Source organism: Amphritea opalescens, assembly GCF_003957515.1.
Taxonomy (GTDB): Bacteria; Pseudomonadota; Gammaproteobacteria; order Pseudomonadales; family Balneatricaceae; genus Amphritea; species Amphritea opalescens.
The window spans coordinates 130234-142629 of sequence record NZ_RQXW01000009.1 but is presented as its reverse complement, the minus strand read 5'-3'; the positions used below and the strand labels follow the sequence as shown (position 1 = coordinate 142629).

Annotated in this window: 9 protein-coding genes; 7 read left to right on the top strand and 2 right to left on the bottom strand. The window is 49.3% G+C overall.

Going from position 1 to position 12396, the window contains the following annotated elements; genetic code table 11:
* Positions 1–18: 18 nt before the first annotated feature.
* Together xdhC and guaD are read left to right on the top strand one after the other, a co-directional pair.
* The gene (gene xdhC, locus EH243_RS11760; protein ID WP_126158862.1) at positions 19–849 is read left to right on the top strand and encodes a xanthine dehydrogenase accessory protein XdhC; all 831 of its coding nucleotides are present in this window, start codon (positions 19–21) and stop codon (positions 847–849) included.
* A 63-nt stretch (positions 850–912) separates the two neighbouring features.
* A complete protein-coding gene (gene guaD, locus EH243_RS11755; protein ID WP_126158861.1) occupies positions 913–2223 on the top strand; it encodes a guanine deaminase in 1311 nt (436 codons plus the stop codon).
* Positions 2224–2333: 110 nt separating this feature from the next.
* On the opposite strand, the gene EH243_RS11750 is transcribed toward guaD, so the two are convergent.
* Complete coding sequence (locus tag EH243_RS11750) at positions 2334–3056, bottom strand: GntR family transcriptional regulator (RefSeq protein ID WP_126158860.1); 723 nt, start codon at positions 3054–3056, stop codon at positions 2334–2336.
* A gap of 451 nt (positions 3057–3507) precedes the next feature.
* Between EH243_RS11750 and EH243_RS11745 the strand changes: the two genes are divergently transcribed.
* The 3 genes from EH243_RS11745 to EH243_RS11735 all read left to right on the top strand — a co-directional run bounded on the left by EH243_RS11745 (position 3508) and on the right by EH243_RS11735 (position 7049).
* Positions 3508–4953, top strand: coding sequence for an NCS2 family permease (locus EH243_RS11745; protein WP_126158859.1), 1446 nt, complete (start codon positions 3508–3510; stop codon positions 4951–4953).
* 169 nt (positions 4954–5122) lie between these two features.
* Complete coding sequence (locus EH243_RS11740) at positions 5123–5533, top strand: GFA family protein (protein ID WP_126158858.1); 411 nt, start codon at positions 5123–5125, stop codon at positions 5531–5533.
* A gap of 172 nt (positions 5534–5705) precedes the next feature.
* Positions 5706–7049, top strand: a complete 1344-nt coding sequence (locus EH243_RS11735) for an NAD(P)/FAD-dependent oxidoreductase (RefSeq protein ID WP_126158857.1) — start codon at positions 5706–5708, stop codon at positions 7047–7049.
* Between the two features lie 28 nt (positions 7050–7077).
* Here EH243_RS11735 and EH243_RS11730 read toward each other — a convergent pair whose 3' ends face one another.
* The gene (locus EH243_RS11730) at positions 7078–7596 is read right to left on the bottom strand and encodes a lipocalin family protein (RefSeq protein WP_126158856.1); all 519 of its coding nucleotides are present in this window, start codon (positions 7594–7596) and stop codon (positions 7078–7080) included.
* Between the two features lie 297 nt (positions 7597–7893).
* Here EH243_RS11730 and EH243_RS11725 point away from each other — a divergent pair, with 297 nt between their 5' ends.
* Positions 7894–10383 (top strand): FG-GAP repeat domain-containing protein, encoded by a 2490-nt coding sequence (locus tag EH243_RS11725; protein WP_126158855.1) that lies wholly within the window; start codon positions 7894–7896, stop codon positions 10381–10383.
* A 187-nt stretch (positions 10384–10570) separates the two neighbouring features.
* Positions 10571–12394 carry a sensor histidine kinase gene (locus EH243_RS11720; protein ID WP_126158854.1) on the top strand — a complete coding sequence of 608 codons (1824 nt, stop codon included), beginning with the start codon at positions 10571–10573 and terminating at the stop codon, positions 12392–12394.
* Positions 12395–12396: the final 2 nt, after the last annotated feature.

The following is a 12396-nucleotide window of genomic DNA, read 5'->3' as shown; positions in this document are numbered from 1 at the left end:
CCACAGGGAGCCAACCGGATGAATCATGAGTGGATCACAGCGCTAAATCAGTTTGCCTCCGAGGCAACCCCCGGCGTGATCATCACGGTTGTGGAAGAGCGTGGCTCAACCCCCCGTAATGCCGGTGCGAAAATGGTCATCAGTCAGGCTGAGCAGTATGACACCATCGGCGGTGGCCATCTTGAATACAAGGCGATCAAAATTGCGCGACAGATGCTACAGCAGAAACAGAGCCAGCCCCGCTTAGAGCGTTTCTCCCTCGGCGCGAGTCTGGGACAATGCTGTGGTGGCGCAACCACTCTGTTGTTTGAACCGGTGAATACCGACACAGTACAGATCGTCGTCTTTGGGGCTGGGCATGTGGGTCGTGCACTGGTCTCGATACTCGCCAGCTTACCCTGCCGGGTGCGCTGGATTGATAATAGGGAAGATCAGTTTCCAAACGTTATTCCCGAGGGGGTCGAACCCCTTGTCAGTGAGTTTCCTGCCGATGAGGTTGCAAGCCAACCCACTAACAGCTATTTCATCGTCATGACCCATAACCATCAATTGGATCAAACGCTGACGGAAGCCATTCTACAGCGGGATGATTTTGCCTACTTTGGCCTTATCGGCTCGGCAACGAAACGTCACAAATTTATCCATCGATTACATGCCAAAGGCTTCAGCGAGGCGCAGATCAAGCGTATGACCTGCCCCATGGGGATTGCCGAGGTGAAGGGTAAATTACCCGCAGAAATTGCAGTATCGGTCGCAGGAGAAATAATCGCCCACTACAACGCAGACTTCGGCTGTGATCAACAATCGACGCCCGCCGACACCACTGTTATTGAACGACTGGCCATCTAACCGTCCGCCATTCGATAGACCTCATTCGATAGACCTTAAATAGACTAAAACGCTGAGATATCCATGACACAACCCGCTATAACCGCCTACCGCGCCGCCATTCTCGATAGCCTTGGCGACCCCACTGACCTCGGTATCGACAACAGTTATCGCTATTTTGAAGATGGGCTGATGGTCGTGGAGAATGGCCAGATTACCGCCCTAGGTGAAGCAACCGACCTGCTAACCACTCTGCCAGCGGACATAACGATACAACAGTATAGCGACGCCCTGATTATCCCAGGCTTTATCGATACCCATATCCATTACCCTCAAACCGGCATGATTGCTTCCTACGGTGAACAACTATTAGATTGGCTGGAAAACTACACCTTCCCTGCCGAGCAGAAGTTTGCCGACCCACAACATGCCGCCGACGTATCCGAGATCTTCGTCAATGAACTGCTTAGAAACGGCACCACCACCGCCTTGGTATTTGGTACCGTTCATCCGGCATCCGTCGATGCTTTTTTCCATTGCGCTGAACAACACAACCTACGCATGATCGCCGGTAAGGTGATGATGGACCGAAATGCGCCAGCAGCGCTCACCGATACGCCAGACAGCAGTTATCAGGACAGCAAGGCTCTGATTGAGCGCTGGCATGGTAAAGGGCGTCTGCATTATGCCGTCACCCCCCGCTTTGCCCCCACCAGCAGCCCAGAGCAACTCAGTCTCGCCGGCAAGCTACTGCAGGAATATGAGGGTTTGTATATGCATACCCATCTATCGGAGAACAAAAACGAGATCGAATGGGTAAAAAACCTCTTCCCCGATCAAAACGGTTACCTCGATGTCTATGATCACCACCACTTACTGGGTGAGCGTTCGGTCTTTGCCCACGGCGTACATCTGTGTGATGAAGAGTGTCAGCGCTTAGCAGACACCGACTCAGCGATCGCCTTCTGCCCCACCTCGAACCTCTTTCTTGGCAGCGGATTATTTAATCTGCCGCAAGCCGAGAAGTTTAAAATCAACGTCGGTATGGGCACCGATGTAGGAGCCGGCACCAGTTTCTCGATGTTACAAACGATCAACGAAGCCTATAAAGTGATGCAGCTGCAAGGCAAAAAACTCCACCCCTTTAAATCCTTTTATCTCGCCACCCTTGGGGGCGCTAAAGCACTCAAGCTGGATGATAAAATCGGTAATCTCGAACCCGGCAGCGAAGCGGATTTTGTCGTGCTCGACTATAATGCCACCCCGTTGATGAAATACCGCATGGCACAAACCCAGTCATTGGAAGAACGCCTGTTTGTCATGATGACACTGGGGGACGACCGAGCGGTCAAGGAAACCTACGCCATGGGTAAACCGGTATATAGCCGAGATTAACCGCACAGGTACAACTAAAACAAAAAACGCCCCCGTGGGCGTTTAAGTGGTTGGTGTCTTTTTAAAGCGCTTTACCGAAGCAGTCGGCGTTACTTGGCCGGTTAACGCCTTTATTTACAGACATTCGAGAAGATAGCTTTAAGATCGCTCGGCGCCGCATGATCATCGAGGTTAAGCTTTTCTTCGATATGATCCAGATGGTGCATCATCAGTTTAGTCGCTAACGGCTTATCGCCATTGGCCAGCGCCTCGATTAATTCAAAATGCTCATCATAGGAGCAGTGTGACCGCGCATGGTTCTCATACTGCGCTATCGCTAACGAACTCAGCGATACTAGGCTGCGCTGAAAACTCAGCAAGGGGGGATTATTAGCGATTTCAGCCAACAACAGATGAAACTCGCCGGATAAACGAATACCCGCGGCACGATCGCCCTTTTCAAAGCACGTTTGCTCGTCCCGCACACTCTTCTTTAACTGCTCAATCTGGGCTTTATCCGCCTCTTCACACACCAGTTCGGTAACCGCCTTTTCAACCACCCGACGGGCAAACAGAATCCGGCGGGTATCTTCGTTCGATGGACTAGCCACCACCGCACCCCGATTAGGCCGTATCACCACCACTTGCTCATAGCTCAGACGCGACAAAGCACGCCGAATAATCGTTCGGCTCACACCAAAAATATCGCCGAGTGATTCCTCGTTCAGCTTGGTACCCGGCGCTAAACGCTGCTCTAAAATCGCATCAAAGATGTGCTCATAGACAATGTCATCCTGCGTTTTTTTACCGCCTTTCTTGATATCAATTTTTTTTATTTCAGATAATTGATTCATAAACCTTACATTTCTCCAGATACACCAGAAAACCTATCGATAAAAAACATACAACTGTACAGCAATGGTGGCTTAAATTTCGGAGAATAATACATAAAAGCTGATTTTCTGTACACAGAACATGGCTTTATCTCGCTTACTTCCGCCATCACCATTCCCAACAAAACACGACAATTGACTACATTTTATCTCTTTTTAGCAGCATTTTTTCGCTATTAAGCACTATAAGCCTAGGTCAAACAATCTGTAGACGCAAAAATATAGGCTGGATACAATGTCATCAATAGGTTGACTTTTTTGTATACAATCTTATTCTAAAGATAAGCACAATCTTGTGACTGCCCCTGTCAGGTTTATCCACAGAAACACAACACCTCTGACAACCGGACACGAAAACCACCTTATCAAATGTTCCGCAGGAACATCTTACCCCCAATGAGGAGTTAACGTTGTGGAAAGCATACAACAAGAACATGCAAGCAAGGACCAAGCCCTGTCTTCAGAGCTCAGCTTTCTGGATCGCTTTTTCAAACTCAGCAAGCATAAAACCAATATTCGTACCGAAATCATCGCGGGCCTCACCACCTTCGTGACCATGTCTTACATCATGTTCCTTAATCCGATCATCATGTCCAAAACCGGCATGCCCTTCGATGGCCTATTTCTAGCGACCTGTATCGGCGCGGCGATCGCTACGATTTTTATGGGCGTCTATGCCAACTGGCCCATCGGTTTAGCACCGGGCATGGGACTCAACGCTTTCTTTACCTTCACCGTCGTGTTGGAAATGAACTACAGTTGGGAGATAGCCCTAGGGGCGGTATTTCTCTCCGGTATTCTGTTTGTCCTGATGAGCGTCACCCGTTTACGGGAATGGATGTTAGAGAGTATTCCGATGAGCCTGCGCCTCGCCATGACCGCCGGTGTCGGCCTGTTTCTAGGGTTTATCGGCCTACGGTTTACCGGTTTGATCGTGTCTAACCCCGATAATATGCTCGCCTTGGCCGATCTGACCCACTTTGGTTTCGGTCCTTTCGGCCCTGAAGCACCGGCACTCGGATTACTCAGCTTCCTTATCATCAGCGTCTTGAGCTATCTACGCGTCTTTGGCTCGGTGATTATCGGCATCGTCGTGACCACCGCTATCGCCTTTTTGATGACCGCATTACTACCGGTGGATTTTTTCACCGTCACCTCTGACCGAGCGCCCGCATCAGGCTTTATGGCTTGGCCTGAAAATGGACTGATGGCGATACCTAACATTTCTGATATCGCCCCTATTTTTATGAAGCTGGATATTATGGGCGCCCTCGATGTCGCCCTAATACCGGTCATTATCACCTTCCTCTTTGTGAATATTTTCGATACCGCTGGCACCCTGATGGGGGTCGCTCATCGAGCCAACCTTCAAGATGAAAACGGTAAAATCGAAGGCTTGGATAAATCATTAAAAGCAGATTCGATCTCCTCGGTAATTGGCACCGCCTTTGGCTGCCCACCGGTCACCTCCTATGTTGAGTCCGCTGCGGGCGTTGCTGCCGGTGGCCGAACCGGCTTAACCGCCGTCGTGATCGGCATCATGTTTCTGCTAGGGCTTTTCCTGCTGCCTTTAGCGCAGATGCTTCCTAGCTTTGCGGTTGATGGCGCGTTGATCTACGTCGCTATGCTGATGATGGGCTCCCTCGCAAGCATCGATTGGGATGACCTCACCGAGTTTGCCCCCGCCCTCATGACCACCATTATGATGCCTCTGACCTTCTCTATCGCTAACGGCATCGCTATCGGCTTTATCACCTATACCGTCATGAAAGTGACGACTGGCAAAGCATCCGCCATCTCCACCGGTGTCTGGGTGTTAACCGCGATCTTTGTGGCTAAGTTTATCTTCCTACCTTAATCCACTCATAAAACCTACAAGCCCTCGACCGAGGGCTTTTTTCGTCTCAACACCGACGCCACACAAAGCGCGCTCGGTTCCTGAATCACTTGCTTCAAATATGATTGCTGAATTACAGTAGAGCTTCACTTAATTCGCTATTCGTAGTTTCGTTTATCTGGAGATGTAAATGACTTATCCGATTGAGGGCTCTTGCCAATGTGGCGGCGTAACATATACGTTATTAAAAGCCCCTAAGTTAATTCAAGCCTGTCATTGCCTTGCATGCCAGAAACTATCGACCAGTGCTTTCAGCGTTACCGCCGTTGTCGACGCCAGCGATATTGAGTTTGAAGGTGAGATGAAAGAGTGGCGCAGACCAGCGGATAGCGGCAATGTTTCAGCTGCAAAGTTTTGCCCTAGCTGCGGCAACCGGATCTACCACTTCAACCCAGACGAACCTAATTCCATCAAGTTAAAGCCAAGTACCCTGTCAGACACCAGTATTATTAAACCCATCCGCCATATCTGGGTCAGCCAAAAGCAAGATTGGTTTGAGATACCCGAAGGCACCGAGACATTCGAAAAGCAGGGCGCGTAATCGATTAACAGACTGATATCAATCGGCTCTCTAACAACAATTAGCTAAAAGACCGCACCGCAATCGATACACTCGAAAGCGGGTTCAGTTAACCGCGACGCCAATCTAACGCGGCGCCTCGCGGTCTTTTAAATCACCATTAGTCATCCAATAAAACTCACGGACGCTTGTTATGATCAACCTAAATACGGCTATTGCTTTCAATGATCCACTGCCTGAAGAGGTCGATGTGGTCGTGATTGGCGGTGGTATTATCGGTATCTTCTCCGCCCTAAATATTGCCCGCTCTGGCCTCAGCGTGATGGTGGTCGAAAAAGGCCGTATCGCTGGCGAGCAATCCTCCCGTAACTGGGGTTGGATTCGCCAACATGGCCGTGATGCGGCCGAATTACCGATTATGATGGAAGCCACTCGGTTATGGGAAAACATTGATCAAGAGGTCAAAGGCCGTACCGGACTCAAACGGGTCGGCGTGATGTATCTATCACAAACAGAGGAAGCTCAAGCACAACGCGAAAGCTGGCTCAGCACCGCCGCAGCACACGGTGTCGATACGGTGGCACTGTCTAGCGCGCAAATAGCACAACACATCCAACTGGACCCACACTCAAAGAACCCTTGGGTTGGCGCGACCTTTACCGCCAGTGATGCCCGTGCAGAACCTTGGCAAGCGATCCCCGCCGTGGCTGAACTCGCCCACAGTGAAGGCGTGCTTATCAAAGAAAACTGCGCCGTGCGCACATTAGATATTGAAGCGGGCCAGATTACCGGCGTGATCACCGAGGCGGGTCGCATAAAAACAGCTCAGGTGGTCGTCGCGGGAGGCGCTTGGTCATCGTTGTTTCTGCGCCGTCATGGAATCAACATTCCTCAATTATCGGTACGCGCATCGGTGGCCCGAACAGCGCCTCTTGAGAGTATTACCACCACCAGCTTTGCCGATAAAAAACTAGCGGTGAGACGCCGTGACGATGGCGGTTACTCGCTAGCACTAACCGATTCCCATGATCACTTTATTGGACCTGATTCATTCCGCTGGATGCCGAAGTGGATTAAGACAGGCCTGCAAAATATCCACGAGATCCGGCCTTGGATGAATGAAATACCCAACTCCCCTGATGCGTGGCGGGTAGCTCGCCACTGGCATGCGGATGAGGTAACCCCCTTTGAATTAACCCGCGTTCTGGACCCAGCCCCCGCAAAGGGCAAGGTTAAAGTGATGCAACAACGTTTTGCAGAAAGGTTTCCACAGATAGGCGAGCCCAAAATATTGGATGCCTGGGCCGGCATGATCGATGCGATGCCGGATATTGTGCCTATCGTTGACCGAGTCCCCGACTTAGAGGGGCTCATTGTGGCCACAGGGATGAGTGGTCATGGTTTTGGCATAGGTCCCGCTTTCGGCAAAATCGTAGCGCAGATAGTGAATAAGGAACAAAGTCAGCACGACCTGTCCCGTTTTCGCTTCTCCCGCTTCAGCGATGGTAGCCGCTTAAATATCGGTCCCAATATCTAAAGGGATCAGAAAACGACTCCCTTCCTGATTACCGATGCTGTTCAACCCTGATCACAGCATCGGTATCGAAGCCCCGCACCTTCGCCATACTGATAAATTTTTGCATGATTTCAGGTTGAACCTCCGGCGTCCGAGCAAGCAGCCACAGATAGTCGGTATCAGGCCCAGAGACAAAGGCATACTGATAGCCTTCATGATCCAACTCAAACACAACATATGATCCATAGAATGGGCCAAAAAAAGACACCTTCAGATACGCTTCATCGCTGTCGTTAACAAAATAAGCCTTACCTTCCGCCTCCTGCCATTCACCTTTTGCGGCAGAGAACCCTCGGTTCAGCACAGCCACACCGCCATCCTCTCGCCGAGTGTATTCAGCCGACACCTGTGTCAGTCCTTGCTCAAAGGAGTGATCTAGCCGAGCAATCTCATACCACTGACCTAAGTATCGATCTAACTCAAACTGCCCTACCGGTGTCACTGCCTTAGGCATCCCTAAACAGCCCGTCAGTAACATCACGGTCATCAGCATCCATAAATTTTTCATCCTTTTAAGCATCCTTATACATAAATCTCTACCCTATGATACGTTTCACGGGTTAATCAGATCATGATCACGGTCACCCTCAGTCACATACCGATCTTGAATCACAGCAGTCCACCGAAGCCCAACAACGCCATGATCGGTTATCCATCAAGCTTAGCGGCCTTTCGACTCAAACACCTGTCGCTTACGACAGTTGTCTATTTCTGCCGTTCTCTCTAGAGTGGATAGCCATACAGGTCTAATAATAAACGATCTATCTATTGATCATGATGGGTTAAGTGATAAAAGGGATGTGCCATGAATAATGAAGACCGGACTAATCAGCTAATATCGACACCTCAAACCACGGGACGAGGCCTGCTACATAAAGTCTTTCGATCTTCCATCGCACTCTGTCTGCTAGCGACCTCCGTCGCTAGTTATGCCGATGAATCTGTCACCTTAGAAAGGGTCCGCTATTGTGATCAACGAGGCCTCAATAATATCTGCGCAGGTACAGCCACCACCCCATCAAAATTTCAAGCGTGGAGCAACGCTGGTGTTTCCACCGAGGGTCAACGCAACACCTACATATCCATCGTTAACCAGCCACCAAAAGATCAGGTGCGCAAGGTGGTGTTTATCTCTGCAGGACAGCAGACAGATCCCGGCGGAGAAGAACGAGGCAAGATAGGCAAAGGCTATCCTAACGTACTGACAGGCCAACCCAACGATTATAAAGATGGTTGTATGAATGCCACAAAAAGCTGCACCCGCACGATTGACGCGAGGTCGGTCTTAGGTCGTTTACGCGGCGATGGTAAGTTTAGTGATAGCGACACCCTCTTTATCGCTGCGTTTGATATGCGTTTTGGCTACTACCGCCCCAGCGCCGAAAAACAGAGACGAGAAAACGCTTATTGGGATTTCCTCACCTCTCAGTTTGATCCCAGCAAAGTTGAGCTCATCGTACTCGCCGGCCAAAGCCGCGGGGGCTGTATGATGTTCCGCCTCGGACAAAAACTACGGGCAACATCCACCTATCAAAATATCCCCCTAATCGTGCAAGGCCTAGACCCTGTTTGCACCACCACCGGCACCCCCAACCTTGACCGAGAACTCCCCCAGTTAAGTGGCGTATATAGAAACCCACTCAATAACAGCTATGAATCCTACCCTATCGATATGGATCAAGTTTTCCCCAGCAATCACCGTAATAAACTGGCGGTTCTAGATATTCACGGTGGCGGTGAAGTATGGGCTCAAGAACCGGGCATCCGCTCATTCACATGGAAGGCCAGCGATACCGATCTCGGTTGGTGGGAGCAAAAGTGGGTGAATGCCGGTCATGAAGATATGGGTGGTAAATATGAACACTCATGGCAAACCGTTGATTTAGCCGTTACCCATATTTACGACTCGATGTACGTCTTTGGCAGCACCCACTTCAAATCAACAGATCAACACCCGGTTGATATCAATGGCGATGGTTTAAGTGACATAGTGCTACGCTCTCGGAATCCGCAACAAGGGCTCATCATTCATACAAAATTATCCAACGGCGATGGCTCATTCATCGATAAAGCGTTTATCTCCGGCGATGGTTCAGCGGTAGACTTGCTGCCGATGCTCTCCGGTTATTTCAATGCCGACAACAAAACCGATCTACTGTTACGTTATTACCATCCACAGAATGGCTTAACGCTGCGCACTAAATTGTCCAATGGTGATGGCAGCTTTACAGAAAAAGAGTATCAGGCAGGCGATGGCCATAGTGACACTGAAAGGCTGGCGTTTATCGGTGATGTCGATGGCGATAAACTATCCGATCTCATATCACTCTATCAGCACCCAACCTCAGGGCTACACATCCGCGTTAAATACTCGAATGGCGATGGCAGCTTCCGAGAAACTGACCACCGCTCGGGTGATGGCGCCATGGGTGACTCAATGCGTATGCATGCCGCGGATGTTAACGGCGATGGTAAAACCGATCTCATCTATCACTTTCAAAATGGTGCCGATAACTTCCAAATCAGAACCCAGATATCCAATGGCGATGGCAGTTTCACCTATAAAAAACTGATCCCCGGTGGTTGGTGGTATATGAATAATATGCAGAGTTTTGTTGGTGATGTGAACCGCGATAAGAAATCGGATCTTATCCTCATCACCCGTGACCATGGCACCAAGTTATTACGCGCCAATACCTATATCTCCCAAGGGGATGGTACCTACCATCGGGTCATACACGATCTCGCCGAAACCGCCGACGTTGATAAGCTGGAAATCTTAGTCGGTGATTTCAATGGGGATCGCAGAACCGATATTCTGCTACGTAAGCGTGACCCACAACAAGGTTTGATTCTGCGGCTTAAACTCTCCAAAGGTGATGGTCACTATACCCATGTTCAACATATCGCTGGAGACGGGCCACAAATCGATAACTTTTCTGCGTTGATCGGTAATATCGATAAAGGGCTAACGACCGATCTTATCCTACGGGCACGGACGGCTAATGGTATATTGATACGCTCTAAGCTAAGCAAAAGTGATGGTAGTTTCTCCGAAGCGCAATACAACGCAACCGGCGATCTCCTGATGTTGATGCGATACCCCGCCCTTAGCGGTGCGATGAGATGGGCCGGTGGTGGAACCTTCCACCCCTGTGGCGGCTGTGTAAAGACCGTTTCCACTGCAGATAAAGTCGCTGTCAAAAAAGCGACCGTACTGCCTCAGATAAAACCATCCGTATCCGGTGGTAAAGTGGTCAATAAAGCCATTAATGCACAACAGTTAAAACAATAACTCATCGCTTAAAAAAACCAAACGGCGAAGGCGGTTATCTGCCTTCGCCGTTGCGTCCGATGCTAAATAGCCCTGTTTGACCATGCCCCATGCGCAGGCCTATTTAAGATCAGACAATATCATCGAGGAAGTTTTATCCATCGATTATCGCAACCCCATTTCACTTCACTGTCAACCAGAGTGATTAATGATTATCAGATACCTTAAAGCAGTCGTATTGTTGACCTTCATCATCGCCAACGGCTTAGCGATGGCCGGTGATGTCCAGATCAAAAATAACTGGCTGTTCCAACATGGCGACCTCTCGAACTGGAGCCAACCATTATACGATGACAGCGCATGGCAAACCGTTGAAGTCCCTAGGCTACTATTTCAGGGACATAACACACCGGTTAAAGGCTGGTACCGTGTTCACTTCGATTTCAAGGCGCCTGAGCAGCAAGGTTTAGCCCTGTTTATTGAAACAATCAGGCATGCCGATGAAACTTGGCTCAACGGTACCCGCATCGGCGGCTTGGGCGAAACCTATGACGCATGGGATTTTCTCCATACCAACCCGCAAAGCCTGCCTCGGCTGTACAAGATTCCCGCACAATTACTGAATGAAAAAAATAATGTCCTCGCCATTAAAACCAACGTCGGTTTTGGTGAAGCCTGGGGCGCTATGTTTCCTGGTGGGGCGGGCATTACCAAGGGTAAAGTGCTGATTGGCGACTATGATGAATTACTCGAAAAGGTCCATAACACAAAACTAAACATCATCACGCTGGATACGGTGTTTGCGGTCCTAGGTATCATCGAATTTGTGATTATTATTGTGCTGCTAAAAACAGCCTTAGGCCCCGTGCCTGAATTCAAATGGCTACTCGCCTGTAGCTTTTTCCTGCTATTAGGCGCTGCCGCCCACGATATCAACTACATCTATTCGATTAAATTCATCAGCGCCAACCTCGCTATGGTGACGGCAATGCTGGTGCTGCCCTACACCACCGCTATGTATTTTTGGAGTCAGTATCGTGACATCCCCGGCAAGGTAATCACGGTATTGTCCGCTATCTGGGCCTTTAATGTGGTGATGCTGTTATTACCCAGCATCTCATTCGAGCTGAAAAATATCTGCTGGTATGTTTGGAACCTCCAAGCCGTCACGTTTTTCTTCTATGCTATTTATGCCGCCTTTAAAGGGCTTATCTATAAACGTGTCGGCGCCTACGCTCAATTTTTTGGCATTATCATTTATGTCTTTTCGATTCGTAGCCAATGGTTGCCCGATGATTTTTTTGGTCACCGAAACATTCAATTCGGTAGCATCATCTATCGCTATGCTTTGTTGTTTGCCTACTTTCAACAACTCACCCATATTCGCATGGATTTCAAAAAGCTATCCATCCGCATCGTTGGCATTACCGACAGCGTTAGACATTCGATCGCCCGCGAACTGCACGATGGCATAGGTCAACACCTCGCATCGGCAAAACTGCAAACAAGCTTAGCCTTAAGCTCTGATGAAAAAGATCAACATCTAGGCTACGTCAAATCTGAACTCGAACAGGCCGTACAAGGGTTGCGACGTTTGATCAATGGGTTACACCCGGTGGTGATCGATCAGACCCCTATCCATCAAGCATTAACCAGCGAATGTAAAAACATTGAGAAGATATACGGTATTACAACCTCTCTCAACTGTGCCGAGATGACGATGGATAAAGGGACTGAGATCCATGTTTTCCGAATGTTTCAAGAGTGTGTATCGAATGCCATCAAGCATGGTCTAGCGACCAGCGTCGAGATACAGTTATCCACTAAAAAGGGGTATGTGTGCCTTTCTATCCGCGATAACGGTATCGGGTTTAATATCAAAGACAAAGGTGAATATCGAGACGATGGTGGCTACGGCTTTGTCAGCCTTCAAGAAAGGATCACCTTGTTAAGCGGCCATCTTGATATGACCAGTGAAACCGGCAAGGGCTGCCATATACAGATTAAATTCCCACTATCACCCGCAACGTAATG

What these genes read in the sequence shown, in the direction of transcription:
- EH243_RS11720 (WP_126158854.1), top strand. Translation starts at nt 10,571, where the DNA reads ATGATTATCAGATACCTTAAAGCAGTCGTATTGTTGACCTTCATCATC.
- EH243_RS11735 (WP_126158857.1), top strand. Translation starts at nt 5,706, where the DNA reads ATGATCAACCTAAATACGGCTATTGCTTTCAATGATCCACTGCCTGAA.
- xdhC (WP_126158862.1), top strand. Translation starts at nt 19, where the DNA reads ATGAATCATGAGTGGATCACAGCGCTAAATCAGTTTGCCTCCGAGGCA.
- EH243_RS11750 (WP_126158860.1), bottom strand. Translation starts at nt 3,056, where the DNA reads ATGAATCAATTATCTGAAATAAAAAAAATTGATATCAAGAAAGGCGGT.
- EH243_RS11725 (WP_126158855.1), top strand. Translation starts at nt 7,894, where the DNA reads ATGAATAATGAAGACCGGACTAATCAGCTAATATCGACACCTCAAACC.
- EH243_RS11730 (WP_126158856.1), bottom strand. Translation starts at nt 7,596, where the DNA reads ATGAAAAATTTATGGATGCTGATGACCGTGATGTTACTGACGGGCTGT.
- guaD (WP_126158861.1), top strand. Translation starts at nt 913, where the DNA reads ATGACACAACCCGCTATAACCGCCTACCGCGCCGCCATTCTCGATAGC.
- EH243_RS11740 (WP_126158858.1), top strand. Translation starts at nt 5,123, where the DNA reads ATGACTTATCCGATTGAGGGCTCTTGCCAATGTGGCGGCGTAACATAT.